Origin of the sequence: Campylobacter hyointestinalis subsp. lawsonii, assembly GCF_013372165.1 — a bacterium.
In the GTDB taxonomy this organism is placed as follows: domain Bacteria; phylum Campylobacterota; class Campylobacteria; order Campylobacterales; family Campylobacteraceae; genus Campylobacter; species Campylobacter lawsonii.
The window spans coordinates 665,251-691,930 of record NZ_CP053828.1; the positions used below are offsets into that span (position 1 = coordinate 665,251).

At 33.3% G+C, this 26,680-nt stretch carries 28 protein-coding genes, 1 tRNA gene and 1 pseudogene; 3 read left to right on the forward strand and 27 right to left on the reverse strand.

The window, feature by feature from the left end; translation table 11 throughout:
* Positions 1–42: 42 nt before the first annotated feature.
* The 23 genes and pseudogenes from CHLWT_RS03385 to CHLWT_RS09425 all read right to left on the reverse strand — a co-directional run bounded on the left by CHLWT_RS03385 (position 43) and on the right by CHLWT_RS09425 (position 20,692).
* A complete protein-coding gene (locus CHLWT_RS03385; RefSeq protein WP_158004948.1) occupies positions 43–219 on the reverse strand; it encodes a hypothetical protein in 177 nt (58 codons plus the stop codon).
* Positions 216–1,418 carry a toprim domain-containing protein gene (locus tag CHLWT_RS03390; RefSeq protein WP_112000448.1) on the reverse strand — a complete coding sequence of 401 codons (1,203 nt, stop codon included), beginning with the start codon at positions 1,416–1,418 and terminating at the stop codon, positions 216–218. The genes CHLWT_RS03385 and CHLWT_RS03390 overlap by 4 nt, the downstream gene beginning before the upstream one ends.
* On the reverse strand, positions 1,415–1,912 hold the full coding sequence (locus tag CHLWT_RS03395; protein ID WP_244948798.1) for a lytic transglycosylase domain-containing protein: 498 nt from the start codon (positions 1,910–1,912) through the stop codon (positions 1,415–1,417). The genes CHLWT_RS03390 and CHLWT_RS03395 overlap by 4 nt, the downstream gene beginning before the upstream one ends.
* The gene (locus CHLWT_RS03400) at positions 1,909–2,742 is read right to left on the reverse strand and encodes a hypothetical protein (RefSeq protein WP_112000449.1); all 834 of its coding nucleotides are present in this window, start codon (positions 2,740–2,742) and stop codon (positions 1,909–1,911) included. Before CHLWT_RS03400 ends, CHLWT_RS03395 begins: the two co-directional genes overlap by 4 nt.
* Before the next feature lie 10 nt (positions 2,743–2,752).
* The gene (topB, locus tag CHLWT_RS03405) at positions 2,753–4,999 is read right to left on the reverse strand and encodes a DNA topoisomerase III (RefSeq protein ID WP_112000450.1); all 2,247 of its coding nucleotides are present in this window, start codon (positions 4,997–4,999) and stop codon (positions 2,753–2,755) included.
* 144 nt (positions 5,000–5,143) lie between these two features.
* Positions 5,144–5,890, reverse strand: a complete 747-nt coding sequence (locus tag CHLWT_RS03410) for a hypothetical protein (RefSeq protein WP_111975123.1) — start codon at positions 5,888–5,890, stop codon at positions 5,144–5,146.
* A 31-nt stretch (positions 5,891–5,921) separates the two neighbouring features.
* A complete protein-coding gene (locus tag CHLWT_RS03415) occupies positions 5,922–6,899 on the reverse strand; it encodes a V-type ATP synthase subunit I domain-containing protein (protein WP_059429730.1) in 978 nt (325 codons plus the stop codon).
* A gap of 1 nt (position 6,900) precedes the next feature.
* A complete protein-coding gene (locus CHLWT_RS03420) occupies positions 6,901–7,605 on the reverse strand; it encodes a TrbM/KikA/MpfK family conjugal transfer protein (protein WP_170253197.1) in 705 nt (234 codons plus the stop codon).
* Complete coding sequence (locus CHLWT_RS03425; protein ID WP_002849953.1) at positions 7,562–8,029, reverse strand: cag pathogenicity island Cag12 family protein; 468 nt, start codon at positions 8,027–8,029, stop codon at positions 7,562–7,564. The genes CHLWT_RS03420 and CHLWT_RS03425 overlap by 44 nt, the downstream gene beginning before the upstream one ends.
* Before the next feature lie 17 nt (positions 8,030–8,046).
* A complete protein-coding gene (locus tag CHLWT_RS03430) occupies positions 8,047–8,268 on the reverse strand; it encodes a helix-turn-helix domain-containing protein (protein ID WP_065843652.1) in 222 nt (73 codons plus the stop codon).
* 333 nt (positions 8,269–8,601) lie between these two features.
* A pseudogene (locus tag CHLWT_RS03435) lies at positions 8,602–10,479 on the reverse strand (type IV secretory system conjugative DNA transfer family protein); the annotation flags it as partial.
* Positions 10,479–11,474, reverse strand: a complete 996-nt coding sequence (locus tag CHLWT_RS03440; protein ID WP_112000453.1) for an ATPase, T2SS/T4P/T4SS family — start codon at positions 11,472–11,474, stop codon at positions 10,479–10,481. The pseudogene CHLWT_RS03435 and the gene CHLWT_RS03440, both read right to left, overlap by 1 nt.
* A complete protein-coding gene (gene virB10 / locus CHLWT_RS03445) occupies positions 11,471–12,637 on the reverse strand; it encodes a type IV secretion system protein VirB10 (protein ID WP_059429727.1) in 1,167 nt (388 codons plus the stop codon). The genes CHLWT_RS03440 and virB10 overlap by 4 nt, the downstream gene beginning before the upstream one ends.
* Positions 12,630–13,571 (reverse strand): P-type conjugative transfer protein VirB9, encoded by a 942-nt coding sequence (gene virB9, locus CHLWT_RS03450; RefSeq protein WP_059429726.1) that lies wholly within the window; start codon positions 13,569–13,571, stop codon positions 12,630–12,632. Before virB9 ends, virB10 begins: the two co-directional genes overlap by 8 nt.
* On the reverse strand, positions 13,572–14,120 hold the full coding sequence (locus CHLWT_RS03455; protein ID WP_059429725.1) for a hypothetical protein: 549 nt from the start codon (positions 14,118–14,120) through the stop codon (positions 13,572–13,574).
* 5 nt (positions 14,121–14,125) lie between these two features.
* The gene (locus CHLWT_RS03460; RefSeq protein WP_059429724.1) at positions 14,126–14,401 is read right to left on the reverse strand and encodes a hypothetical protein; all 276 of its coding nucleotides are present in this window, start codon (positions 14,399–14,401) and stop codon (positions 14,126–14,128) included.
* Positions 14,402–14,404: 3 nt separating this feature from the next.
* Positions 14,405–15,109: a VirB8 family type IV secretion system protein gene (locus CHLWT_RS03465; protein ID WP_059429723.1), complete on the reverse strand. Its 705-nt coding sequence runs from the start codon at positions 15,107–15,109 to the stop codon at positions 14,405–14,407.
* A complete protein-coding gene (locus CHLWT_RS03470; protein ID WP_059429722.1) occupies positions 15,110–15,358 on the reverse strand; it encodes a hypothetical protein in 249 nt (82 codons plus the stop codon).
* A gap of 1 nt (position 15,359) precedes the next feature.
* The gene (locus CHLWT_RS03475) at positions 15,360–16,535 is read right to left on the reverse strand and encodes a TrbL/VirB6 family protein (RefSeq protein WP_059429721.1); all 1,176 of its coding nucleotides are present in this window, start codon (positions 16,533–16,535) and stop codon (positions 15,360–15,362) included.
* A 9-nt stretch (positions 16,536–16,544) separates the two neighbouring features.
* On the reverse strand, positions 16,545–17,336 hold the full coding sequence (locus CHLWT_RS03480; protein WP_059429720.1) for a type IV secretion system protein: 792 nt from the start codon (positions 17,334–17,336) through the stop codon (positions 16,545–16,547).
* Between the two features lie 9 nt (positions 17,337–17,345).
* Positions 17,346–20,135 (reverse strand): VirB4 family type IV secretion/conjugal transfer ATPase, encoded by a 2,790-nt coding sequence (locus tag CHLWT_RS03485; protein WP_112000454.1) that lies wholly within the window; start codon positions 20,133–20,135, stop codon positions 17,346–17,348.
* Between the two features lie 11 nt (positions 20,136–20,146).
* Positions 20,147–20,506 carry a TrbC/VirB2 family protein gene (locus tag CHLWT_RS03490; RefSeq protein ID WP_244948799.1) on the reverse strand — a complete coding sequence of 120 codons (360 nt, stop codon included), beginning with the start codon at positions 20,504–20,506 and terminating at the stop codon, positions 20,147–20,149.
* A 15-nt stretch (positions 20,507–20,521) separates the two neighbouring features.
* Complete coding sequence (locus tag CHLWT_RS09425; RefSeq protein WP_244948800.1) at positions 20,522–20,692, reverse strand: type II toxin-antitoxin system RelE/ParE family toxin; 171 nt, start codon at positions 20,690–20,692, stop codon at positions 20,522–20,524.
* A 140-nt stretch (positions 20,693–20,832) separates the two neighbouring features.
* Here CHLWT_RS09425 and CHLWT_RS03500 point away from each other — a divergent pair, with 140 nt between their 5' ends.
* Positions 20,833–21,057, forward strand: coding sequence for a hypothetical protein (locus CHLWT_RS03500; RefSeq protein WP_112000455.1), 225 nt, complete (start codon positions 20,833–20,835; stop codon positions 21,055–21,057).
* 103 nt (positions 21,058–21,160) lie between these two features.
* Here CHLWT_RS03500 and CHLWT_RS03505 read toward each other — a convergent pair whose 3' ends face one another.
* The 4 genes from CHLWT_RS03505 to putP form a co-directional block, all read right to left on the reverse strand.
* Positions 21,161–21,331, reverse strand: coding sequence for a hypothetical protein (locus tag CHLWT_RS03505; protein ID WP_010402516.1), 171 nt, complete (start codon positions 21,329–21,331; stop codon positions 21,161–21,163).
* A gap of 689 nt (positions 21,332–22,020) precedes the next feature.
* Complete coding sequence (locus CHLWT_RS03510) at positions 22,021–23,274, reverse strand: tyrosine-type recombinase/integrase (RefSeq protein WP_112000456.1); 1,254 nt, start codon at positions 23,272–23,274, stop codon at positions 22,021–22,023.
* 194 nt (positions 23,275–23,468) lie between these two features.
* A tRNA-Ile gene (locus tag CHLWT_RS03515) sits at positions 23,469–23,545 on the reverse strand.
* Between the two features lie 67 nt (positions 23,546–23,612).
* Positions 23,613–25,127: a sodium/proline symporter PutP gene (gene putP, locus CHLWT_RS03520; RefSeq protein ID WP_151062158.1), complete on the reverse strand. Its 1,515-nt coding sequence runs from the start codon at positions 25,125–25,127 to the stop codon at positions 23,613–23,615.
* A 108-nt stretch (positions 25,128–25,235) separates the two neighbouring features.
* Here putP and CHLWT_RS03525 point away from each other — a divergent pair, with 108 nt between their 5' ends.
* Positions 25,236–25,955, forward strand: a complete 720-nt coding sequence (locus tag CHLWT_RS03525) for an amino acid ABC transporter permease (RefSeq protein ID WP_112000656.1) — start codon at positions 25,236–25,238, stop codon at positions 25,953–25,955.
* Positions 25,948–26,676, forward strand: coding sequence for an amino acid ABC transporter ATP-binding protein (locus tag CHLWT_RS03530; protein ID WP_111996342.1), 729 nt, complete (start codon positions 25,948–25,950; stop codon positions 26,674–26,676). Before CHLWT_RS03525 ends, CHLWT_RS03530 begins: the two co-directional genes overlap by 8 nt.
* The last annotated feature ends 4 nt before the right edge of the window (positions 26,677–26,680 follow it).

The window sequence follows — 26,680 nt, forward strand, 5'->3', positions numbered from 1 at the left end:
TTTATAAAATATTAAATTATTTAATATAATATTAAATAATTTTTAATAACCATTCATCTCTTTATCTTCGTTTATAAGCATTCTAATGTATGCAGCACGAGTTGGAAAAAATTTTTTATTATAAATATAATCTAAGTATTCCAACTCATCTTCTTCAAGATAAATTACAATTTGTCTTTTCTTTAGCTTGTCTTTATCTATATTCTTATTTTTTTTCATCTATCAAATCCTTTTTTTATTTCTCTTTGTTTTGTGCTAACTTCTAAAAAATCCGTGAAGTCAAAGCCTTGTTTAAGCTCTTTTTCTAATTTGTTTTGTTTTAAAATTTTTTCCCAGTCTATGACTTCAACTACATTGCAAACATTTTTTAATTGCTCTTTTAAGGCTTTTGCTCCATTTCTACCAGCCTCATCATAATCATACGCAATAACCACATAACAATCTTTTAGAATTTGAGTTTGCTCTAATTTAAATTTAGCACTTGCACTGCCAAGGCTTATTGCTTTATAGCCACGAGATAGCATATTAAGGCAGTCCTTTTCGCCTTCTGCTATGAAAATAGGGCGATCATCTTTTGTATATTCTTTTAAGTTTAGAATATTAAAAGCTGTGCGTGGTCGATCTTTGCTAAATGTATATTTAATATTTAAATTAGGATTATATTTCCAAAGCGTTATTATTCCACCATTTTCATCACGCAAAGGCATAATTAGCCTATCTTCACTTTTAGAATAGCCTATTTGAAAATTTTGAGCTAACTCTTTACGTTTTGCATTATCACAAGTTGGTAAAAGTTTTGCTAACAGCTCTTGATAGCGAGTAAAATTTTCACGGCGTTCGTTTTCGTATTTTTGTATAATGTTGTCATCTAGATACTCTATTTTTGGCTCTTTTTCAAATTTTATACTAAAACTATCTGATTGTTCGTTACGACTTAAAATGCCTTTTTCAAGCATATTAGACATAGTATCACAAACATTATCATAAAAATCATCGGCTCTGCTTGAATAAGCTTTGATTTTTCTTTCCTTACAAAGAACTTCAAATATCTCATCTGTTGTTAAATTCTTATTATTTATTATTCTTATTATACTTTGTTCTAATGTTTGAATTTTTATGTTATTTATCGTTGTTTCCTGATTATGGTTTGCATTTATTTCATTGTAAATTTTCAAATCATCAAGTATCTTTTTGGTTTCTAAAAAAGCTGTTTTATCATCACAAGCTTTTATTTCTTTGTAAAATGCAATTACATCGCCCCTAAAACCGCTGCCAAAGTCTTTTATATATCCATTTTTTGGATCTATACTTGCACTCGCTGTTTTTTCATCATTTCGCATTTTAAATTTGTAATGTTTATCAACATTAAATCCAAGATATTCTAAAAAAGCTCTTGTTTCATCCTTATGCAAGTTCATTTTATTACTCCTTTTGCTTTTTTAAATTTATTTAAATTTGCAAAAACTTTGTGTGAATATGGATTGTTATTAATTTTCCCGTTATAACAATTTAATGCTTTATAATCCCATCCGTGCTTATTTAAGCAATTTCTTAAAATCATAGCCCCCATTTGTATATTAATGTCTGGACGATAAAGGTCATCAAGGCTTAAATTTTTTGCCTTTAAAGTTGGCTCGTGTATAGAATTAATTTGCATTAATCCATAGTCGCTTGAACCATTTTTATTAATATTTTTTGCCTTTATAACAAAATTACTTTCTGTTTTTGCTATTGCCCAAAGAAGAATGGGTGGTATATTAAACTCTTTACCAAACTTATAAAAAAGCCAATTAAATTTAGTTTCGTTTATATTTGGTAAATTTACAGCACTTAGAGTAGAACACGAAAATAACATAATAATAAATAATTTTTTATAATTATTTATTATTTTAAATTGTTTTAAAATTTTCATCTACTAGCACCTAGTGTTTTTTGGTTTGAGTGTTCGATAACTTTTTCTTTTGGAAGCTTAATAGCTCCGCTTTTAACCTTTTCTTCATAAGCAAGACTTAGTCTATTCATAACTTCTTTGCTTTGATTTTTGTTATTTTGCTGGGTTATTGTATTGCTTATATGTTTGCCAAGCCCTGAAACACCAGCAACACGGCTTAAATTTTGAGTAAAGGCAGTAATGCTTTCATCTCCTATGCTTTCAGCCAGTGCAATAGTTGCTTCCATGCCACCTTTTAAGCATTTTTCAAAATTGTCAAGCGTTGCTGGATTTTTAAAATCTAATACTTTTTTATCTTTTTCTTTGATTTGTTCTTTATCTTGATTTAAATTTGGCTCTTTTAGCTCTGTTGATTTTATAAAAAGGTTATTTGCACTTTTACTAGCACAATCTATACTGCAATCATTACAACCAATTTTTATGAGATAATCTAAATCTTTTTGAAAATGACCTTTGCCAAGTGTTGCATTAATTTGCATTTTAGTGCCATTAATATCGGTAAATTCTAATCCTATTTTTTCATACTCAGCTTTAAATTTCTTGTCATTTTCATCCATTAATGCCTTATCCATCATTTTTAAAGTTTGAAAAAGTGCTATATTTTCATCGCCTTTAAACTCTTTTCCAACATTTAATATTTTGCTAAATTTATTTATCTCATATTTTCCATTTGCTTCATTTGGATTAATAATCATATTAATGCGAGTAGTTATATTTTTTATCATATCTTCTGAATTTTCTTCATCTTTTAGTGTTTGTTCTGTAATATCTTTTTCTTTACTTGTTGACATTTGCTACTTCTCACTTTTTATCAAAAATCATCTCTTCAAGTTCTCCGCTATCATTTGTCTTAAATTTGGCATTGCACCAGTTGCCATTTTTAAGTTTTCCGTTACAAGCAAAATAATTAAACCCTTTTTGACTCGTTTTTGGCAGAAGCTTTCCGCTCTTGCATTTTGGACAAATTTGAGCATCATTAGGTATCTCTTGTTTTGGTTTTGCCTCAAGTTGCGGTTTGCCATTATTGTCGTAAAAAAATGCCTTGCAGTCATTGCACCATTCACTACAACCCCACCAAAATACACCTTTTTTATTTTGACTTTCACGGCGAATTAAATAGCCTTTGTTGCACATAGGGCAGGTTATTGCATCTTGTGGTCTTGCTCCAAAATTACCCATATCGCTATCTTTGACTTTTTCTATCTCGTCTTTTATTTGCTTGTTGATCTCTGCTAAAAAATCGTCTAAGCTAAGATCACGACTTTCGATCATTTTTTGTTTTTCAAACCATAAAGCAGTCATATCAACGCTAGTTAGAATTTCAGGTGCAACAGCAATTAGGTCTTTGCCTTTTTGTGTTGCGTGAATGACTTGCTTCTTATCATCGCTAACACTGATAAAATCATTATCTATTAGACTTTTAATATGATTTGATCTAGTGGCAGGTGTTCCTATGCCACCATTTTCGCCTTTTTTACCCTGATCTTTTTCAAGCAGTAGCTTCTTAATGTTTGGATTTTTTGCATATTTTGCTACGCCTGTAAGATCTGTAAGAAGTGTTGCCATAGTATAAAATGGTTTTGGTTTGGTCTTTTTTGCATCGAGTTTGATTTTGATACAATCTGCTGTTGATCCTTCTAACAAATCGGCTAGCCTTGAAGTATTTTCTACTTCATCGTTTTCATCATTTTTTTCATCTTTTTGCGGTTTTAGATAAAATGCAAAGCCTAAATCAGCGGTAATATTTTGTGAAGCAGTAAATTTATACTCGCAAATTTCAACTACAATACTGGTTGCTTCATACTCTCTTGCTTTAAAAAATTGTAGTGCAAACCTTTTTGCAATCATTGTAAAAATATTTAGTTCATCTTTGCTTAGCTCATCTAAATTTGCTTTTGCACCAGTTGGAACAATGCCGTGATGAGCTGAAATATTTGCCGAGTTAAAGGCTGCGCTTTTTATACCAAGATTGACGTTGTCTAAAATACCTTTTAACTCAATATTCTCTGTGTTAGCAAAAATTTCTTTTAATGAGTTTATAATGGTTGGGCTTTCATCATACATAGTTTCGGGCAGGTATTCGCAGTCGCTTCTATTATATGTTATAAGATGAAATTTTTCTCGTAAATTTTGAGTAATAGACAAGACTTTGTCAGGTTTTAAACCAAGTTCTTTGGCACACTCGGCTTGTAGTTTTAGTAAATTATAGGGAAGCGGTGGCAGCTCTTTTTTGTTTTCAGTCTTTTTTGTTGTAATTCTAGCTGTTTTATCTTCACACTCTTTTGCAATATTTTGAGCTATTTCTCTATCGGTAATTTTATCATCAACCTTTAAATTTGCACGAAATTCTATTCCATCAAAACTTTTAAATTCGCCACTAATTGCAAAATATTCCAAACTTTTAAAATTCTCATTTTCTTGATCTCTATTGACCACTAAGGAAAGAATAGGTGTTTGCACTCTGCCGAGATTTAAAACACCATCTTGATAACCTTTTTTTCTTGCTGTAACCGTGTAGGCGCGAGTAAGATTAAGTCCAACTATCCAGTCGGCCAAACTTCTAGCAAATCCACGTTGGGACAAGCCATAAAAATCATCGTTTGATCTAATATTGTTTAACTCTTTTTTTATTCCGGCTTCGCTAAGATCGTTTATAAGAAGTCTTTTGACTGGCAATTTATTGTTTGCGTATTGTAAAATTTCATCAACTAAAATTTGCCCCTCATCATCTGCATCGCCGCAGTGGACGACTTCATTTATGCCTTTATTTTTCAGCAAATTTAAAATTATATTAAGTTGCTCTTTGCTTTTTTCGATCGGCTTATATTTGAATTTTTCTATCTCAAATGGAAGATCTGCTAAATCCCATTTTTTATATTTTTCTGCATAGTCATCAGGTTTATAAAGCTCTAAAATATGTCCAAAAGCCCAAGTTATAGTGTCATCACCTTTTTTAATAAAGCCATTGCTTTTAGTCTCATTGCCATTTAAACCTTTTGCGATTGCACGTGCGAGTTCAGGCTTTTCGGCTATAAATAATCTACCCATTTTTTTAATCCTTTACTAAATTTAAAAATAGTTTTAAATTATATTTTATTTTTTAATACATTTTAAAATTATTTTTTATTATAATTTTAATAGGGCTAAAACCACCATTTTAGCCCCAAATTTGGCAAAAAAGTTAATGCAAGATTATCTGTCAAAGCCTTGACTTTTTTGCTCTTGATTTAGCTCGCCATTGAGAATTTCGGCACCTTTATTGATTGATTTTGAAACCGACTTCATCGTTTCGGGCATTACAACAATGCCTTGTTGCTTGACAAAATCATAGTTTATTGTTACCGCTGATCGATCAGGAATTTTATTTATGATTTCCATTAGCTTTGGATTTTTAGCCAAAGTCTCATTTTTCTCAGCTGCAAGACCAAGATTAAAGCCTTTTGAAATATTGTTTAAAAACTCTTTTTCAAGGGCTTTGTCATTTGTGCTATCAAATGAATAGCCTTTTATGCCATTCCTATTTTTTGTAGCAAAAATTCGCTCTTGCTGCTGAGTGATCTCTCCTGCTTCATTTTTGATCTCTGGACGAATTGTTATTGCCATTTTATGCAAACTATAGGCTTGTCCTGTTTTGTCATTAACGCCATTGTGTATCCAAGTAGAGGCTGTGTAAAAAGTGTGCTTTTCGTTTTCTAAACCACACTCTATTTTTACTGGATGATTGCGACATTCTACACCATTTAAGAAATTTCTAGCGTTTTCAATGGCGTAAAACGCTTTTACTGCACCAAGTTCAACTTGTTTGCCATCTTTTTCGTAAGGGCGTTCCATACCAAAACCTATGAGTGTTTTATTTTGCTCTTGTAGCTCAGTTTTGCTTATGAAAACAGTTGCTAGTCTTTTATCGCCACCATTTTCTGTTCTGTCAAAATCTGCCATTTTGTATCCTTTTTATTTAAAATTTTAAATGCTATTTAACCAAAGAAATAGCATAGCCTACAACTCCACCAAGTGCCAAGCACAATAAAAATAGTAATCCTGTTAGAGCGTATCCTCCTTTCTTTAATTTACTAAGTAGTTTTACTTCTTTTTCTCTAATCTCTTTATATTCTGCTAGATTTATCTCAAATACTTTTAGCTGATCGTTTAAATTTGAAATCATATTCTCACTAAATCTTTTATATTCATCGCCGGTATCATTTAACCTAGCATTGATTTTACCCTTGAAATTTTCTATTTTGTTTATCTCGTCTTCAAAGAATTTATTTTGATTTATGGCAAAGCTGTCAAATTTTGATACCATTTCATTAAAGATATTTTCCTGTTCTTGCATACTTGCTTTAATTTTTGTAATATCTGCAAGATTTTGAAATTCCTTGTAGTCTTGTGCTATTTTTCTAATGCCAAGAGTATTGTTCATAAGAGCCATAAATTCTTTACTGGGCGGATTTAAGATGAATTCGTTTAAGTAGTCAAAAAGTTGCCTTAATTTCACGCTTTCATCAAGCAAATTCTCCACTCTTTTTGTATGATTGCTATAATCTGCATTATTTTCTTCTCCAATGCGATTGATGGTTTTTAGCAACATATTTAAATCACTATCGAACATATTAAAGGCAATAGTTACTCGTTTCTGATAGTTTGAATAATCAAGGACTGATATAACGCCCTTTTCGCTTATTTTTAAACCAGCCTTTTCAAATTTTGAGCTTAGCTCGGCTACTTCATCTCTTAGAATTTGAGCCGTCATATTACGCTCATAAATAAGCCTTTCAAGCTTATCTTGTAGTTCTTTTTTGCCTTGTTCTACATTCTCAAGTTCATCTTTTGCACGTGCAGCTTCGCTCTCAAGCCTAGCAATGATCTCATCTTTGCTCTCTAGTGTTTTTACTGGCGCATTCTCATTTGTTGTTTTGTTGTCATCGTGCAAATTTTCATTATTTTCCATATTAATCTACCCAGCAAACTTTACTAAAATACTTTTTCTCAAAGAAAAAGTATTGTGGTGTATTTTGGCGACAAAGCTCTTGCCAATAACTATTTCGATCAGGATCTCCGCATTTTGTGTATTCAGGATTTGTCTGAACTTCTTTTTTATCGCTTGGTAGCGTATTGTATATGGCTTGATTTATGGAAATTAATTCATAACCCCTATTCCAGCTAGCCATATCGTAAAATTTAGTATCACAAGTATATTTTATACTCTTTATGTTTGTGTAATTATGGCGTGCTAATCTTACGCAGTATTCAGGCATATTTGGATTAACTCTGATTTGGGTTTGGCGTATTCTGCTTTCTCCAATTCTTACGCGACGCTTTTCCAAATTTTTATTTAGTGTATTAGCATCGCAACCGCCGCCAACTTCCGATAGTGTATCAATCAGACTTGCGTAGTTCTGATCTACTTTTGCCGTTTCATCTGTGGGACAAAGTTTTAGAAAATTCTTTCTTTTTCTAATAGTTTCGTGTGCTTTCTTTGCCGTAATTGAAAAGTATTTTGCTAGACTTGGAGCACACTCGCCTGGTCGTTCACTGCTTGATAAACACAGGATCGCTTCGCACGCTAGTTTTGTGTCTCCGGTAAGCTCATCTGTACCATACACAACACTACTAGAAACTAAACAAGTTAGTAAAATTTTTGATAAAACTCTCATCATTTTTTCCTTTCATTCCAAAAAATAAGATATTTACACGCTTTTTAGATAATCCAATGCTATCTACTGGGTGGATGGCTATATTTTTACAACCATTGCTAGTTAAATAGTTTTTATAATCTTGCGCTATCTCCTGATTGCCAACTATAATAATCCTATCGGCATTATGAGCCACATAAAATGTTTTTACAACCATATCGTTTGGAATATATTCATCGCCGATTTTCTCAAACATTAAATTGTAAGTCCAATTGTTTTGTTTTAGGAACGGATCAAGCGGAATATTGCGTTTTTCTTGCTTGATTAGATCTTGATTGATAGTGATCTGACTATTGCCATCAAGCTCTATGGGTTTTGGCACGCTTGTGCAACCAACAAGCATGAATGCTGTTGCCACGCTTGCTAGATATGTAAATTTAATCATTTTCACTCCTTTAAAATTCATTTTTGTTCTATATTTTTTAACCATTTCTTTATGCTGTCAATATTGTATAAAATACGATTGCCAATCTTTACAAATGGTATAGGTATGTGTTTTTGCCTATTTTCATCGGTATAGTTTTTCTGCATTCTTAATTTATATTGTGTGCTTTGACTTATGCCAAACATCTCCTCAAGCTCTGCTGGTGTTATATATTTTTCGTAAAAATTTACATCTTTCATTCTCTACTCGCTATAATCTTGATTTTCGTCTGCTAATTCATCAAAGTTAGGACAACTTGCATTTTGTAACATCTGCTCTTCATCGCTATCGCTTTCGTTAATTGTCTCTTCTTCTGTCGGATCGGTATCTATGCTTTTAACACTTTGATTTGCTTTGCTAGATTGTTCTGCTTCATATTGTTCTTGAAGTTTTTTTATTTCTTGCCTCGTAGTTTCATCTTTATCTCTTTGAAGTCTTAATTTCTTTTCATATTCTTCTTGATTTTCATCGATCTCTCGGACTATTTCAGGCAATTTTTCAAATCTCTCGCCTTCATCATTGTAAAGCTCTTTAAAATATGATTTAATATTTGCCATATTTTGTAGTGGTACTTTTATATTTGTTTCTCCATTCTGAATGGCTTTTTCAAGTTGGTTGCGACTTGGAATTTTGCCGTTTTGTTTGATTTTGATACGCTTTTGGCTCTTTTTAGTCTTTTTATCAATGATTTCTTCGTATTGCTCTTTTTCGTATTCCTTACCATCAATTGCTCTTAGGCTAGGACTTACTTCTTTAAATTTATTCATAAAATAGCTATCTGAGTAATAAAATGCCTTTTTTGCCATTATTGGTTTGCCATTATCAATTGTTATTAGCTCGTTTTCAAATGGCATTTCTCTAAGCTCTTGGGCTAACATTAAGGCTCTGCTTGTATCACTTTCGCTTCCTCCACCACCTTGCCCTAAATTTCTGCTTCTATTTTTAATGGTTTTTGTGCCTAAAATTTTACTAATCTTTTCAGCGTCTTCTTGTTCCCTTGGGGTATAAAAAATTTGACAAGCGTGATTTGTTAGCAGTGTTTTAGCCCCTTCTCTGCCATATCCATCAGGCTGATTTGCTTCAAGTTGTGAGCCTGATTGATAGATCATTAGACTTCTTAGCCAATACCCAGCAATAAAACTGATTGATTTTAGATAAATGCTAAGATAGCCTGGTGCAGTAAATTCATCCATTACTAAAAGCACTTTATATTTTAGATCAGGATTTGCTTGTGGCAGTTCTTTTGTATTAACTAATATTAATTGCTGCCAAAATATATTTAAGATTAGTTTTGCATTTGCCAATTGATCAGGTGTAATGCCTATGTAGATAGTCATTTTTTCTTTACGTAAATCTCTAAAATCAAAGTCATTTGCAGAGGTTGCTAGTCTCATATTGTCATTTCTAAACATCATTAGCGGAGCATTAAAGCTTGACATTACGCCACTTTTTGTATTATCGCTATCAATCTTAAAATAGCTTTGGCAACGCATTTGAGCTTTTTTGCCAATTAGTCCAAGTTCAGATAAAACATTATATGTATCATCAAATGCTTTAAAAACGATTTTTTTACCATCCCCTAAATCAACTTCGCCTTTAAAACCTTCACTCATTTGCAAAATGCCATAAAGCGTAAAATCTATCTCTGCGTTTAGCTTTTTTAGAAGTATAATGCCGCCTTGCGAATTTAATAGATCGTGGACAATATAGCAAATTCCTATAAATAGGTTCTGTGCCAATTGATTAAAAAACTGGGTTGTGCTATCTCCAGTCATTGGATATAAAATATTTGCAAAATCAGTAAGCTGTCCATCTGCATTATCACTATTCATATCTATGTAAGCCAGTGGGTTATACCTATGGGTGCGTTTATTGAAAGGATCAAACAAATATACTTTCTGCCCCAAAATTTTCTCTCTATACCCACTTGTAAAGTCAAAGCATTCTTGCTTTATATCTTGCACTACTGCACTTTCTTTCCAGTCAAGTAAATTTGGTATAACAATGCCAACGCCTTTGCCACTACGAGTTGGAGATCCAAGCGATACAAATTGCTGACCACCAAATCTTAAAAGACGATTTTGAAATTTACCGATGATTATGCCATCGCCATATAGATCCATTTTTTTAACATCATTAGCATTTGCAAATCGTGCATCGCCGTGCAAACTTTGCTTTTTTGGTAATAGCGGCAACAAAAAAGCTAGTGTAAAACTAATAAAATTTGCTAGAAAGTATGATAAATATGCTTTAGACCACCCATTTATCAACATATCAAAGGTAAGTCCTGCATACCATAATTTAGGAAGTTTTTTAAAGCTATGATTTAGCCCAAAAAATAGAACGCTGGCTAAAAAGTAGCCAAGAACTAGGGCGATAATAACCAAAAAAACAACCTGAGACCTTTTCATTACTTGTTCCTTAGGCTCTCTTTTCTAAAAGTATCGTTTTCGATATTTCTTACGAAGTATTCGCCGTTTGCCAAATACTCCATAATTTGGCGTTTTTTATTATGACGTTTAAAAACAATAATGTAATCAATTGTATTTGATACAATATCAAGTAGCATATCCTTGCCTAAAACTTGTGCTTGAGCATTTTGCATACTCATCATAACAAGACGATCAATGGCGGACTTTACACTGCCAGCGTGGCAGCTTGTCATTGAGCCGTTGTGTCCGCTTGAAATAACGTTTAGAAAATCGTAAGTCTCTCCACCTCTGACCTCTGCCAATAAAATTCTGCTTGGTTTCATTCTTAGGCAGCTTTTTAAAAGAGTTGTTGCATTTACTGGGCTATCGCTTTTGGCTTCGCTTGGATAAAATAACTGCACGAAGTTTTTATGATCCCAAAATTTAATCTCTTCAACATCCTCGATTGTAATTATTCTCTCATCTAGTGGTATAAAATCAATAAGTGTTTTCATAAAAGTAGTTTTACCGCTACCAGTCTCGCCACAAATGATAATATTTTTGCCGCTTTCAATAGCTGCCTTTAGCTCATTTGCCATTTTTTGATCTAGCGAACCATTTTTAATATAGTCGTCGATTGTATAGCGGACTTTGCTTGGCTTTCTAATGGTAATTGATATATGGTCTTCTTTTGTGGCATTCGGCACTACAATCTGCACCCTTTCACCAGTTGAAAGAATGCAAGATAGAATAGGTTTTTGCCTATCTAGTTTGTCATTCTTAAACGCAGCACTTGCGTTTGCAAATGCTTGAGCCGTTTTAAAATTTAGCTCACTCTCAAAGCTAGTCCAGTTACCATTTGTGTCCTCTACCCAAATTAAATTTCCACCATTATAAGCTATCTCGTTTATATTGTCATCGGCTAAGTATTTTCCAAAATACTGCCTAACATAGCCATCAAGCATTGTTGATTTATCTAGCCCTATATTGCTCATTTTCTTTTGCCTACTTTCAATTTATAAACTTTGCTAAAATCAATATCGCGATTAACATATACTCCAACGATATCGCCTTGATTTCTATAAAGCACTGGTTTGATTTTTATAAATTCTTCAAGTGCAGTGTTTGCCATTTGCTGGGTTGCATCTCTTGTGTTTTCGCTATAATCGTAGCTATTATCTCGTTTGCCGTTCGCGGCATAGTTAAACACATCATCGATCATAGAAAGCAAAATACTAGCCCCAAATCGTTTCATCCACTGATGATCAACATATCCTTGCATACCACTTCCGCCCAATTCATCGCTTGCGCCGCTCTGCACCGGAATATTGATATTGTTTGGTGTTCTGATTTCGCTCCACACGACAAAAATTCTATTTATGCCATCATTCATTTCGCCGCTTCTAAAACTACCAAAAATTTTACTTCCCTTTTCTATTAGAAGAGTTACGCCATCTTTGCTGTAAATATTTTCACTAGTTGTGCAAGATATTCCGCCTTTGATTTGTGAAACTAGCCTTGTATTTAAAGAACATCCTATGTATGTGCCTTTTTGCAGAAGTAAGCTAGGATTAAATTTATCCTTTGTTGCTACTTTTGGCGTATATGTATCTCCTTCATATTCTTTTTCTTCTTCAAATTTTCTTGCTTGTTCCTCCCAAGAAATATTTTGATCAGGGGTATATATTTCATTTTTTTGTGAGCTACTTGTAGCTATTGCTAGGCTTCCGCTAGTTTTAAAAACCTTTGGTGTAAATGTTGGCTTATGCGGCATTGCTGGATTTGAAGAAAGCGGATCTGCTTTTTGTGCTTCTTGGGCGTTTGCTTGTTGTTGTGTAGCTGGCACGCCTGAAAACTCATTAAAATTTCTTTGCTCCGTCTTTTGTTCTTGCGATAATTCGAAATTTTTACTTTTTACATCGGTTCCGATTTGTTGCACTTGTGATTTAACGGTTTCGCCAACTTCTTTATTTTTGTTTAAAAAGCTAAGACCGACCATAACTAAAACTACCAAACATAAGCCCATAATGGCGGTAACCATCATTTTTCTATTGGGTTCGTTTTCTATCTCTGGTTGCTCGTAGGCAATACGTTCTACTTGAGGCTCTTGATCATTTGAATGATTGTTTGCATTTTCGCTAATTTTATTTTCATTCATTGCTTATAATCTCTCTTTGAATATTGTCTTTATTTGTGCTATAAGTCTTATCAAGCGGATTTTGACCATAACCCTTATTGATAATACCAACTAATTTATCGCCACTTCTGAGTAAAATCTTCTCAGCAGTTTTGTGAATTACGACCACATCATATTTGCCGTCTTTTTTAACGTGGCTATTAAGAATACTTTCTTTATTGATCTCATCGTATAAAAATACACTAGGTATAGTTTTAGTAGAACTAAAGCCAAGATACGTAAAAACGCCATCATCATAAGCATAATCAGGCACAATAGTATCGCTATTTTTATTGACGTGCATTACAAAATTCCAGTTTCTTGGTATTGTGTTTCGCTCGATCTCTTTTTGATACTCAGCTTTTTCTTTCGCTATCTTTTGTGCAAGTTCTTTATCAGCCTTTTCCTTTTCTATCTTTTCTTTTGGTGTTATATAGTTAAATGTTAGCTTATAGTTAATCTTGCTAGCCTCTCCAAGCTCCAAATCAAAAGTATAAACCTTGTCCTTATTTGTTGTGATAATCAAGTTTGTTTTCCAATCAGTAGGATTTGGCTGGATGACAGAGCTACCATAGAATTCTACCTGTTCGCCGTTTTCATCAGTCATATTTTGTTCTTCGGATTTTATGGTGTAGCTTTTGGGTTTGATAAATAGGTAATTATCCTTATCCATAACCTCCCAGCCATCGCTAAAACCAGTGGCAATATTTACTATCCGCTCATCTTTGTCAAATTCGATAATACTTACAAAACCTTCTTTGCATTTAACTAGCACAACGTCATCGGCATTATATGTTGCATAAGTTATACGCTTGTCAAATTTGGACAACTTTGGGATATTTATTGCGTGCAAATTTGCCATTGCTAATAATAAAATTATTGCGATATTAAATAATTTTTTATTATTTTTTATCATTTAAAATCTCCCAGTATTGTTTAGATAAAATCCACGATCTAGTTGCAAAGTGCTACTTGATTTAATTTGCACACTAGTTTTTGATAGATTGGCAGGTGTTGTAATTGCCATTTTTTGGTAATTCTTTTTTAAATCTTTAATTAGCTTATCGCTTTGTATTCTTAACGCCTCAAATTGCCTAATGGCAATATTGATCCGTTCAAGCGGAGCCATCTCTTTTAGATATTTTATGAATTCATCGTTCTTGTCATCCATAAAAAAATCATAAATTTCATCGTTTCTAAAAACCTGTCTTTGCTCTTTGATGTGTTCATTTTCCTCTTGTTCTGCGGTATATTGCATATCCAAAATCTCATTATATGAGTTTTTAGCCATATCTTCTAAATAACAAATTCTAGCCCTTAGCTTTTTTAGTTTTAGCTCTGCTTCTTGCCTATTTTTTGAATTTTTAGCAATAAATTTTAAAAAACTATAAGATAGCTCTTTGTCTGTAAAACATTGCTCCGCTTGTGTAAGCAAATCGTGTGCGTAAGCTGTTTTATAATCCATTTTCATTACTCCGATATGTCAAATTTTGGAGCAATAAGGTTAGCTATAGCTATATCTTCATCGGTTACAAACTCAGGCACAAATTTTTCATACACATTAAAAGTATGATCGCCTATGCTTGAAGTGCCAACCATCTCAAAAAGCTCCTTACTTTCATACTTTGCAAGTTTGCTTTCTAATGCTTCAATTTCTTGCACAAGTTCTGCAATATCATTATTTTTTTGAGCCAAAATTTGAGCCATTGTGTCAATTAGTTTTATAAAATCTATATTTGAGTTCATTGTTTATCTCCTTATTTCATCATCAATTCTATATGTGCTAACTTTAAAGCCAAGTGGATTTTTTATTCGCTCTTTTTCTGTTGTGAGAGTATTTGGCTGATAATCATATGAAAGAGTTACGATTTTAGCCTTGTTTGATATGGCTATTTTTTCGCCTTTTTTTCTAGTGATTTCGTTAAATCTTATGGTTGCGATCGGCGATCCTGCACTATTGCCAAGAGTAACCGATACAATATCAATCTCGACTTCAAAGTCATTTTTTAAGACCTGATCCCTTGCTTTTTCGCCTTCATAGGTTTTTAAATAAATATTGGCAACATCTGGATAGCTTAAAATTTGCACTAATTCATAATCATTTTGCAAAATATCATAATAGTAACCCTCTCTAGCTTTTACATACATTGTCGCAAAGTATTTATCTAGTGCTTCATTTTGCGAGAATGCGGCTTCATTTACGCTGGTTATAATATCTACCATACCAGTCGTATTATCAACCCTTATTACATAAGGTTCAACTGATTTTAATGGTGTTAGTAGGCAAACTGCTATAACACTAATAATAGCTACAAGTAGTGCCACTCCTGAGATGAAATAAGCTCTTTTATTTGCTTGCTCGGCTATATAGCGAATACTTGCCTCGTAGCTAATTGCCACTTCATCAGGATTATTTTTAACAAAATTTTCTATTTGTTTATCTACTTTTTTCATCTACATTACCTTTTTTAAATTTTGTTTTAAACCTAAATTTTCTTTATTCTCATTTATTGGTTTAAATTCCTTGCTATCGAAGTAGTCCTCCCATTTTTGATTGCCATTATTTTCAAATTTAGCAGAACTATGAGTGGCACAGCCACTCATAAGGCTAACGCCGACCAATAAAGAAAAAAATATTTTGGCATAATTTAATATTGTTTTAAATTGTTTTTTAATATTTAAAATATTATTTAAATTTATCATATTACCAACCTTGTCCTTTTGTGAAGTTATTTATTTTTGCACCTATATTTTTAGCTTGATCTAGCCTAGCCCCAACAGCCTTGCCTGTAGAGGAGCCTTTGAGCGTATTTAAACCTTCGTTTAGTTTTTGCCCCACAGACTGACCTAATTTTGAGCTACCAATTTCTTTGGCAGCAGATGCGGCAGATCCCATTAAGCGTGAGCCGATAAAACCAGCTGCCTTACCTGCTCCCATTACCTGTGCGGCTCTTGCACCAAGCATTGCACCGCCTATTGCAGCACCACCGATCGCACCAGTAAGACCCATAGCACGACCAACGCCTGAACCAGCCAATCCATCAAGGCTGATATTTGTAAGCTTTTCAGCAATTCCAACAGCCATACCGCATATTACATTTGCCAAAATTCCATAGAATATCATTAAAAGTGCTACAAGGAATGCTTCATCATGAAAATTGCCTAATTTATTAATTTTTATGAAAATATAGTTAAATAAGATATTTAAAAATAATGACAAACAAAGTAGAGTTATAATGTTTGATAAGACCATTTGAAACCATTGTGAGAATGAATTTTTAGTGGTTTTGAAGATTAAAAAGTAAAATGCAAGTGGAGATAAAATCATAAGTAGTAAAAACGATAATGTATTTACAAATAATGCTCTTAAAATAGGGGTTGCACCAATTAAAAAGCCTATAAATGCAACAATTATGATAAAAATCATATATGCAATTTCAAGAGTGCCTGATTTATCCCATACTACTTGATAATAATCGCCCATAAGTCCAGCCCAAATAGCAACTTTTTCATATACACCTTTACTATCATATGATAAAGAGGTATCTATAAAATCTTTTGCTCCATTAAAAGCTTCAAATACTAGATTTATCCAGTTTCCAGCATTCATAGAAAGAACTATAAAAATAAATTTTATAGTTGCATCAAATGCAAAATTTTGAAAACTTTGCTTACCATTGCCCCATAAAATTTTATAACCTTCTATCATTATCCACACGGTTAAATATATGGCTAAAATATTGCCTGTTGCATCAATTACGGATTGAAGTGTATTCACTCCTGTTGAATAATTTTTTGAGAAAAAGTTATCAACATTGCTAGATATATCCATAATTAGTGAATATAAACCTTTGCCAACTTCTGTTTTTACAGCATACATAATAAAAACCTATTGCAATATCTCAAAAGCCTTAAATTGTCTTTCTTTTTTGGCTTGAAATTCTGCCTCTTGCAGACGTTTTTTCTCATTTTCTAATTGATCCATATCTCTTTGGTATGCTCTCCAGTTATTTTCCTGTCTTGCTCTTAAAAGTGCGATTTGATTTGCAGTATCTAATGAACCTTTTAAATCTTCTTGTTTGCCTTTGTTTCTAGATATCTCTTTTCCTAATTTATCTAGGTCATCAATTTCTCTTTTTAGGCGATCAAATTGCCTATCTACAACTTGAAGCTCTTTAAATGCACTTGTGGTATTCTTTTTGCAAATATTTCGATGAGAAACATCATTGATCGATGAGCATTGATCTTTTCCGCCAAATTTTACAAATAGATCCCACGCTCTTTCATCAAAATTATCAAGACTAAAACCTGTTGCTTGTGTATAAATTGTATGGCCAGTATTGTAGGCTTCATTATAAAGCTCGTTCATCTCTTTCGTGAAATTTACTATATCTCTTATACCGGTTTTAGTATAAAGATCGTTTGCCCACTGCACCCTTTCATCAGCCCATTTTTTTACTTCACTAACTCTGTGCGTTGCTTCTTCGCCCCATACCTTTACTTTTTCTGCCCAGTCTTTAAGTGTTTGTGTCCATTCCATCATAAAAGTCTTTTGATTTTGTGCTAGTGCTGCACCATCTACAACTGGAATGCCAGATGCAACCAAATTTGATGACAATAGTGCCACTGAAGCAGCCACAACTAAGGTCTTTTTTGTTTTATAAATAAGATTGTTTTGCATTTTTTATCCTTAAAATCTGTATAGCTCTTTTACGAGCTGATATTTTTCATCATAGCCAATATTCATAGCATTGATCTTTGTTAGCTCATCTACATAGTCTTTTGAAGTAGAAAGCACTCTTACCATATTTCCCAAGTGACTAAGATTGATTTTTGCAATCGCCCTGTAATCAACTCCCTTTTTGATTAAAAATTCATATTTTTCAGGTATTGTTGTTTTTACAAATTGATATTCGGCTTCACTCATATTCAGGACTCTACAATAATCATCTTCTTTGGCTTTTGGATTACTGAGTAGTAAAATAGTTTCACTTTGCTCCATTATCGCTGTGCCTATATCTGATTTTGCTATATCTTCCACGCTCTGAGTGCCTAAAAATAAAAAGCCGTTTTCTTTTCTAATGGTCTTTTCTTTGTTGAAAACCTCTTTGCTTACGACTGGATTTTTGAGCCAGTCCCACGCCTCATCAATGAATAAACCAAATCTACGACCATCAACCATATCAATAATACGCCACAAGATATAATAAGCAACGTATGGCGAAATTTCATCGTCGCTAAGTAAGTCTGTGCCATCTATGCCATAAACAAGAATGTTTTCATCACTAAAATCTAATGTGTCAGTTTCATTATCAAATACCCAGCCAAACTCATTACCGATTGTCCACGCCATAAGTCTAGATTTAAGTGAGCTTGTCTCATTTTCTCCCTCTTGCAATAATTGCCAAACTCTACTTACACCGTGAGTTCTATCACTCTTTTCAAGTCTCATAACGCTATCTACAGCTAAATTTAATTGCTCCTCGTCTCTTGTTGTTAGCATTAGATGGGTTTGTCCGCCTTTGGTTACTAGCATTTTCATTAAAACCTTTAATCGGCGGATATTTTCAGGTGTTGCCTCGCAACAAAACGGATTAAAGCCAGTCGGCTGACCGCTAGTTATCATCACATACTTGCCACCTATTGTCATAATGTTGCCAAGCGCACCTTTGTCTTTGTCTAAATAAAAATAGGTTGCTTTGCGCTTGTCTTTTGGTGTGCTATCTGCAAATGTTTCAAGCTCATTATATTTACACAGCATATTAAGCGTAAAGTTCATTAGCACTGTTTTTCCACCGCCACTTTGACCAAGAACGAAAGTGTTTGCCAAAACATCATTTTTACCAAATTCATCTTTTTGAAAATTTGTCTTATGAATATTAAAGAAAAATGGTTGTCCGTTTGGTGTTTGCAAGATCGCTATTGCATCTCCCCACGGATTACCTTGTTGCTTTCCGCGTGGGAAATTGTGCAGTGCCATAAAACTAGCGTAGTTTTTACTAGAGATTGTATGAAGCCTAGGACGAAGCATAAAATTTGCTGGAAGTTGAGCAAAATATGTAGCTTCAAGGGCAATGTTTGCTTGAGTAGCCAAAAATCCCAAATCCTGCAATACAACTGCTATTTGATTTGCTATGCGTTCGCATTCGTTTTGTTTATCGGCATAGATTACGATAGAAAAGTGATACTCGCCAAATATGATATCGCTTTGTAGCTCATCTAGCGCGGAACTTAGCTCTGAAATTTGACTAATTGCATCATCCTCTGCCGCCATAAGTCTTTTTTGTTGCTTGGTTAGCTCATCTCTTGCCTCTTTTTTAGAGAGTGGAGTAAAGCTTTGCGTTATTGTGTATTCAACATTTGCATACATCAAACTATCGAAAATACCGCTAAAACTTACATTTGGATAGTCTTTTAACTCAATGGCTTTTACAAATTTTCTTGTGCCGTCGTTGTAGTTTAATTGCATAGTGTGCTGTGATGGAAAAATTTCGTTTAAATTACCGTTAAGGTAGAAGTCAAGCGGTGCATTTGGAACGCGCACTTTGGTAAATTTACCGCCTATTAGGTAGTTGTAAAGTTCAAGTTGCGAGCTAAATTTAACGCCTTCGATATCATAAACACCAAGTCTATAGGGCTTAAAATGGCTCAAATTTTGCTCTATCACGTTGCATTTTTGATTAAAACTTTTCAAATGAGTTCTGATCTGTCGTTTTTTGGCTTCTATATTTTGGTTTTTAAAGCTCATCTTTTCGGCTCTGCTTAATGGTGAGTAGATTGCCGTAAGATAAAGTCTATTTTCTTTTAGATTATCCGCACTAAAAATTTCATAATATTTTTTTGCAAAATTCTTTAAAAACTCATTTGAAAAATACCCTTTTTGATTAACCTGTGTATTGATCCTTGCGTTATGAAAATAAAAGCTTACATTTTCTCCTGCAAACTGACGCACGAGCATATTGAGCTTATTTTTATTCATGTCAATCAGTTCATCATCCTCAACTTCAAATGCAATGCCATCAACACGCCAACTAGCCAAATAATCGCCTTCTTTTGTGATTACTATATTGTCTATTAATGTTTGATAAGGAATTAAATTTTCCAAATTTGCAAACTCGCTAAGTCCTACAACACTAAGTTTTGGATATTTGTTACGCAAAGATTGTTTAGAGTAGGTTGAATTTGCCATATAACTTTTACGACCATTGTAAAATTTATTTATAGCAGGAGAGCGAAAAAATCGTAGCTGCAGTCCCCAAAGCCTAAAAGCCATATCATCTTTTTTGACTAACATTTGAAAAACAAATATAGAAGGAATGATCATAACAGCTAAAAGCAAATATACATCACCAAATAGCAATTTTGCAAAAATTGCAAATAAAGCCCAGCCAAATACCATCATCATAAAAGGCACCATAGGCACGCCAAATACCATAGGCGGACGCGTTAAAGCTTTGTATATAGGTTCGGAGACTAGCATGGCAGATTGTCCTACATTAATATGCCAGCGATCATTGGTCCGCCACCAATTAAAATGCCACCCAATAGAATAGGCGATACTTCTCTTACTGTTTGACCACCCCACATAATTTTATAGCCAGCAACCGAGAGTGCAATGGTTAAAACAAGTGCACCACCACCAGCGAGCCATCCACCAACAGTTGAGAAAAAATTATCAACCTTAGTTAAACCGGTGCCACCAGCAGCAAATACAACATTAGGAATAAGTGAGAGTGTGATAAAAGCAGAAATTTGCTTTAAACGAGAGTTTGTCTTAGAAGAGTTGGGTTTTTCTAAACGAGCGTTACGCTCCCCCCCCCCAACCATTAGGGAAGAAAAAATGTTTGTCATATTTTGGTATCTCCTTTATAAAATTGACAACGAATTATAACATATTTTTAAATAAAATAATATAAAAATATGAAAATTACTTGTCTTTGTAGTGTGAGCCGCACTGGAAAAATAGATAGTCTCGTTTGCTATTTGATAAACGATCCTATTCTTAGTATCTATGCGTCTGCTATAATATTCTGACAAATTTGATTAAAACATCTAAAGTTTTCATCTTGACCTCCCTTCGTTTAGATTTAAAAGATACATTTTTATTGTATTTTTTTTAAAAAATAAGTATATTTTTATGAATTTTTATATATAATAATGAAAAATAAAGGATAAAGATGGATATACAAACATTTGAAACAAAATTAAACGAGTTAAATTTAACAAAAAAAGAGTTTGCAAATATGGTTGGAGCTGTTTATAACGGCGTTGTGAACTGGAATACAAAGGGAGAAACGCCAAAGTGGGTTGATAGCTGGTTAGAAAACTACGAAAAAAGCAAAACCTTAGATGAGCTTTTAAACATTATTAAAAAGTATGAAAAGCCCATTAAAGGGCTTTAAACACTATTTAAATCGCTAATGTGGTACCCCACGAAGTGGGGCTTTAGTTTGATTAAACTTTTCTAAAGTTTATCGCAAAGGTCGGCTCTGCTGACCTGCGAAGTCAAATGAAATTTGCTTTGATATACTCTAGCGCGTCTATAAATGAGCCTTGAAATTTGGTTATTTCTTTATCGTTTTTAAGCACGAAAAATTCACAAATTTCGCTCATTATCTTATCATTTTTAGATATTTTTATATCATCATCGCTCATAGATACATCAAAAAAGCCCATAATCAAGCCGTTTCTAACGCAAACCGTGGCAAATAAATATTTATATGCACGCTTTTTATCATAATCTTTAATATGCCGTTACTAACCTATCGCCGTCAAATACCATATAGTAACCGTTTTGGCTTATTTTGTCAAAATTAGATTGTATTTTTATAACTTTCAAAAGCTTTTTATTGCACTTTGGGTTTTTTAAGCAGTAAAAAACCCAAACAATCTATTAAAAAAAGCCGATAGAATGGGCTCTTTGAAATATATTGATTAGAATTTGCATTTTTTATTTTTGCTTAAAGTACTTACAAGTGCTTAAAATAGGTAACATTGTAATTAAAAAACCATTAAAAAAACCGAAAGAAAATTTTTTAACCTTAAGAGATTTTGGGCAAATTTAGGCATTTTTTAAGCAAAAATAATTCTTAAATAGATTTTTTAGCTTAAATGAAAATATGAATTTCAACTTTTTACTATGTTTTAATACCGATATTATCGTGCTTTGAAGCGTTTTAAGTATTTCTATACACGCACCTAGAAATTTAAAAAACCGAGAAATAGAGTTATGTAAAAGCCGTATTTTGGCTATTTTACTTTTTTACAATAGCTAAAAAATAGTAAAAAAAACCATTAAAAAACCCAAGAGAATTTTATTAAGCTTTATTGAATATTTTTTAAAAACTTAAAAATAAAAATTAGTTTTATATAAATTTGACAATAGAATTTAGATAATCTGCATACCATTGCATTAATATTCTGTTTTGCTCTAGTGTAGCCGTTCGTCTTTCGTAGGCGTATTTTACGGCGTTTGGTTCTGTGTGGGCTAGTGCGTTTTCTATTGTCTTTTCGCTTATACCTAGTCTTGCAAGCTCTGTAAAATGCAAGGAACAAATCGTCTTAAATGTGGCTCTAAATCCGTGAGCGCAAGCCCTTGAGTGATATTTGTCTTTTGATCCTAAATTTCTTATAGCCTTGCTTATACTATCTCTGCTTATATGCCCTGTCTTTGTAACAGCAGGAAATACAAAATCGCTTTGTATCGGCGTATATTGTCTTTGTTCCAGTAGTATTGATAAGGCTTGTTTGCTGAGGGCAATTTGGTGGGCGTGCCGCATTTTCATCTCAAGCGGTGGTATGCTCCAAATTTCTGTTTTTAAATTTATGTGCTCCCACTTCATATTTGCCGTGTTTGATGGTCGATTTACGCATAAAATTTGAAGCATTAGAGCTCTTTTGGTTTGTAGATCCATTCTACTATCATCTCTTAGATCTGTCAAAAACTCTTTTAAATCAGTTTCACTGGTAATTGCTGGATATCTTGTATCTATGCCGTTTCTAAGGCTAAAGTTATTAGACGTTGGGAATTCATCGTGTAAAGCCTTGCAAGGATTGTAGTCTATATATCTATCCTTAATGGCATTTTCGTAGAGTGAATTTAACGTATTGATTATTCGGTGTATCGTTTCCAGTCTTGACTTTTTTGGATTGTGTGGATTAAAAAGCGGCATTAATATATTTTTTAGATCATTAAATTTAATATCCTTTATATCGATATTTCCAAATTTAGGCAGTATATAGGTTTTCATTCTAGATTTGACTTTATCCAAATATGTCTTATCCAGCTGATCTATCTTCTCTTTTTTGTCGATATATTTTTCAAAGAGCGCGGTCAGTTGATACTTATCTTTTGACCTTACAAAACCATTTTCAAATTTCTTGATAAGCTCCATAGCATCTCTTCTAGCCTCTGCAACGCTGTAAATGCCATCTCTAAATTCTTTTAATTTAAAATGATTTATGTTTTTGTATTGTATAACAAATATCTTCAAGCCACTTGGATAGACTTTTATGTATAGCTCTTTTGGATTGCCTACTGCTTTTTTGTATATTTTATTGGTTGGCAATAAACCCCTAATGTCTTTATCGTATAAATTTGCTGTTGATATTTTTGGCATTTTTACCCTCTAAAAAATAAAATTACCTTTATAAGATATGAATTACCTTATAAATAACCTTAATGATTTGGAAGCAATTGTATAGTAAAAAGAATTAAAAAGAAGTAAACGATGAGTTTTAGCCCTAAAAATCGGAATTAAAAGGAAGTAAAAGTAATTAAATGGAAGTAGCTGTAATCAAAGAAAAGATATAATGGTGGGTTTACCAGGACTCGAACCTGGGACCATCCGGTTATGAGCCGGATGCTCTAACCAACTGAGCTATAAACCCACTGGAATTTAAGTTGGAATTATATATCTTTTTTACTTAATAAATACTTAACTCCAGCTTCTTTTCGTTAAAGCTTATTTTCGCTTCTTTGCTTCATTTTATCGAATTCTTCATCTATCACAGATAAATTTGGCTCACGTGACATTTTTTTTATCATATTGTTATATTTATTTACAATAGCTATAGTCGTACAAGCAAATATAAATCCAGGAAGAAGCTCATAAACTACATCGCTAAGACCAAAAATTATCCACAATAATACAGTTACGCCACCAACCACCATACCGCAAAGCGCAGAAAGTGCGCTCATATGACGAGAGTATAAACTAAACAAAAGTACCGGACCAAAACTAGCTCCAAATCCAGCCCACGCATTTCCCACTACTCCAAGAACAGTATCAGTAGAATTAAACGCTATAAAAGTAGCAGTTATCGCCACTATGACAACGGCGAAACGACCGACTAAAACTTGAGTCGTTTGGCTAACTTCTTTTTTATAAAAGGCAAATATAAAATCCTTTGTAATAGAACTAGCACTTACTAAAAGCTGACTAGATATAGTGCTCATGATAGCTGCCAAAACAGCAGATATGATCACGCCAACTATAAATGGATGAAACAATACTTCTCCTAGCTTTAAAAACACAGTTTCAGGATCTTTTAAAGGCATTCCTATTTGATTGAAATACACAAAGCCTATAAGTCCGCTAGCCATAGCTCCGATAAGTCCTAAAACCATCCACGACATACCGATAAATCTAGCTTTATCTAGCTCTTTAGAATTTCTTATAGCCATAAATCTGACTATTATATGAGGTTGTCCAAAATACCCAAGCCCCCAAGCAAGCAGCCCTAATATACCAAGAAAAGTCTGTCCGGCAAATAAATTTAAATGATCTTGATTAGCGGCGGTACTATATTTATTTAATTCGCTAAAGAAATTTTCTCCATCAGGTATATTTAAATTTAAAAAAGCAACTACTGGTATCAAAACAAGCACTAAAAACATAAGAGTGCCTTGAAACGCATCTGTTAAACAGACCGCTTTAAATCCGCCAAAAAATGTATAAAACACGACTATAAAAAGTGTAAAAATCGCTCCTAAGCTAAAATTTAGTCCGAAAAAGCTCTCAAAAGTTTTACCACCTGCAATTATCCCGCTACTTACATAAAGCGTGAAAAATATGAGTATAAATACGCCAGATATTATACGCAAAACTTTCGTTCTATCTTTAAATCTATTTTCCAAGAAATCTGGTATAGTTATGCTATCACTCGCTACTTCGGTATAAATTCTTATGCGTTTTGCAAGGTATTTATAGTTTGCCCATGCTCCAATGCTAAGCCCGATAGCTATCCACATATTTGCTATACCACTTAGATACAAAGCCCCTGGTAATCCTAAAAGCATCCAACCGCTCATATCGCTAGCTCCGGCACTTAGCGCAGTCATCACAGGGCCTAAGCTTCTATTATCTAGTAGATATTCATTTAAACTTGAACGCTTATTATAAGATATACGACCTATGATAAGCAAAACACCAAAGTATAGTGCGATCGCTATATAAACACTAAAACTCATCAAAACCCCCGATATAATAACATTTGGCAATTCTATCTAATTTAAGTTTAAAAATATATATTTTTTTGTATAATTTAGGCTTATTCTAAATTTAAGCAAGGTTTTGTATTGACAAATTTACTTAATGAAAAAACTTTTAAATTTATATTTTCCATAGCCATTATAATTATAGGAATTTACTACACTTATCCAGTTAGCATAACAGATGCTCAAAAAGGCGCTTATGTAAATTCGTATTTTACTACGCTAGGACTTACTTTTGGTGGTATTTTAATAGGTATCGTACTTGGCTTTATACTAGCTTTTTTGAAGTTTTTAAATATCAAAATCCTATCATTTATCATAGACGAATACATAGACATAATAAGAGGAACTCCAGTACTTTTGCAACTTATGATATTTGCCTTTGTCATACTTGCTACTCTTAGTGACAACTTTTACGCCGCACTAATAGCTCTTGGATTAAATAGTTCTGCATACGTTGCTGAGATCGTAAGAAGCGGTATAAACAGCGTAGATAAAGGTCAAATGGAAGCAGCTCGTGCTATGGGGCTTAGCTATAGCGTTTCTATGCGCCAAATCATCTTTCCTCAAGCTATTAAAAATATACTTCCAGCTCTTGCAAATGAGTTTATAAGCCTATTTAAAGAGACTTCGGTCGTCGGACTTATAGGTATATTTGATCTTACTATGCAAAGTAAAAGCTTGCAAGCAACTCTATTTAGTCCCGAGCCTATCTTGTTTGCAGGGGTTGTATATTACGCAAACGTCAAACTCTTTTCACTTCTTGCAAAACTCTTAGAAAATAGGCTAAACAAAAATGATTAAGATAGAAAATTTAGTAAAAAACTACGGAAATTTAAAAGTTTTAAACAGCATAAGCACCGAGATAAAAAAAGGTGAAGTCGTAGCTATCATAGGACCTAGCGGCGGTGGAAAAAGTACGTTTTTACGCTGTATAAACCGCCTTGAAGAGCCTACTAGTGGTCATATTTTTATAAATGGTGTAGATATCTTAGATCCTAAGATCAATATAAATAAAATTCGCCAAAAAGTGTCTATGGTATTTCAGCATTTTAATCTTTTTGCAAACAAAACTGTAATGCAAAATCTCACGCTTGCTCCACTCCAAACAGGACTTTGCGATCTAAAAACAGCAAATGATAGAGCAAACGAACTACTAAAAAAAGTCGGACTTTCAGACAAAGCAAACGCTTATCCGCATAAGCTAAGTGGCGGACAAAAACAACGCATAGCTATAGCTAGAAGCCTTGCTATGGAACCTGATATCATACTTTTTGACGAGCCGACAAGCGCACTTGATCCAGAGATGATAGGCGAAGTTTTAAGCATCATGAAAGAAGTTGCCAAAGACGGGCTTACGATGCTTGTAGTAACTCACGAAATGGGATTTGCTAAAAACGTAGCAAATAGGATATTTTTTATGGATAAAGGTATCATCGCAGTCGATGATACGCCAAAAAATGTCTTTGAAAACTGCACCCATCCACGTTTAAACGAATTTTTAAACAAGATACTAAATCACTAAAAAA

Coding starts and splice junctions, on each gene's coding strand:
- CHLWT_RS03385 (WP_158004948.1), bottom strand. CDS start 219: ATGAAAAAAAATAAGAATATAGATAAAGACAAGCTAAAGAAAAGACAA.
- CHLWT_RS03390 (WP_112000448.1), bottom strand. CDS start 1,418: ATGAACTTGCATAAGGATGAAACAAGAGCTTTTTTAGAATATCTTGGA.
- CHLWT_RS03395 (WP_244948798.1), bottom strand. CDS start 1,912: ATGAAAATTTTAAAACAATTTAAAATAATAAATAATTATAAAAAATTA.
- CHLWT_RS03400 (WP_112000449.1), bottom strand. CDS start 2,742: ATGTCAACAAGTAAAGAAAAAGATATTACAGAACAAACACTAAAAGAT.
- topB (WP_112000450.1), bottom strand. CDS start 4,999: ATGGGTAGATTATTTATAGCCGAAAAGCCTGAACTCGCACGTGCAATC.
- CHLWT_RS03410 (WP_111975123.1), bottom strand. CDS start 5,890: ATGGCAGATTTTGACAGAACAGAAAATGGTGGCGATAAAAGACTAGCA.
- CHLWT_RS03415 (WP_059429730.1), bottom strand. CDS start 6,899: ATGGAAAATAATGAAAATTTGCACGATGACAACAAAACAACAAATGAG.
- CHLWT_RS03420 (WP_170253197.1), bottom strand. CDS start 7,605: ATGAGAGTTTTATCAAAAATTTTACTAACTTGTTTAGTTTCTAGTAGT.
- CHLWT_RS03425 (WP_002849953.1), bottom strand. CDS start 8,029: ATGATTAAATTTACATATCTAGCAAGCGTGGCAACAGCATTCATGCTT.
- CHLWT_RS03430 (WP_065843652.1), bottom strand. CDS start 8,268: ATGAAAGATGTAAATTTTTACGAAAAATATATAACACCAGCAGAGCTT.
- CHLWT_RS03440 (WP_112000453.1), bottom strand. CDS start 11,474: ATGAGCAATATAGGGCTAGATAAATCAACAATGCTTGATGGCTATGTT.
- virB10 (WP_059429727.1), bottom strand. CDS start 12,637: ATGAATGAAAATAAAATTAGCGAAAATGCAAACAATCATTCAAATGAT.
- virB9 (WP_059429726.1), bottom strand. CDS start 13,571: ATGATAAAAAATAATAAAAAATTATTTAATATCGCAATAATTTTATTA.
- CHLWT_RS03455 (WP_059429725.1), bottom strand. CDS start 14,120: ATGGATTATAAAACAGCTTACGCACACGATTTGCTTACACAAGCGGAG.
- CHLWT_RS03460 (WP_059429724.1), bottom strand. CDS start 14,401: ATGAACTCAAATATAGATTTTATAAAACTAATTGACACAATGGCTCAA.
- CHLWT_RS03465 (WP_059429723.1), bottom strand. CDS start 15,109: ATGAAAAAAGTAGATAAACAAATAGAAAATTTTGTTAAAAATAATCCT.
- CHLWT_RS03470 (WP_059429722.1), bottom strand. CDS start 15,358: ATGATAAATTTAAATAATATTTTAAATATTAAAAAACAATTTAAAACA.
- CHLWT_RS03475 (WP_059429721.1), bottom strand. CDS start 16,535: ATGTATGCTGTAAAAACAGAAGTTGGCAAAGGTTTATATTCACTAATT.
- CHLWT_RS03480 (WP_059429720.1), bottom strand. CDS start 17,336: ATGCAAAACAATCTTATTTATAAAACAAAAAAGACCTTAGTTGTGGCT.
- CHLWT_RS03485 (WP_112000454.1), bottom strand. CDS start 20,135: ATGCTAGTCTCCGAACCTATATACAAAGCTTTAACGCGTCCGCCTATG.
- CHLWT_RS03490 (WP_244948799.1), bottom strand. CDS start 20,506: ATGACAAACATTTTTTCTTCCCTAATGGTTGGGGGGGGGGAGCGTAAC.
- CHLWT_RS03500 (WP_112000455.1), top strand. CDS start 20,833: ATGGATATACAAACATTTGAAACAAAATTAAACGAGTTAAATTTAACA.
- CHLWT_RS03505 (WP_010402516.1), bottom strand. CDS start 21,331: ATGGGCTTTTTTGATGTATCTATGAGCGATGATGATATAAAAATATCT.
- CHLWT_RS03510 (WP_112000456.1), bottom strand. CDS start 23,274: ATGCCAAAAATATCAACAGCAAATTTATACGATAAAGACATTAGGGGT.
- putP (WP_151062158.1), bottom strand. CDS start 25,127: ATGAGTTTTAGTGTTTATATAGCGATCGCACTATACTTTGGTGTTTTG.
- CHLWT_RS03530 (WP_111996342.1), top strand. CDS start 25,948: ATGATTAAGATAGAAAATTTAGTAAAAAACTACGGAAATTTAAAAGTT.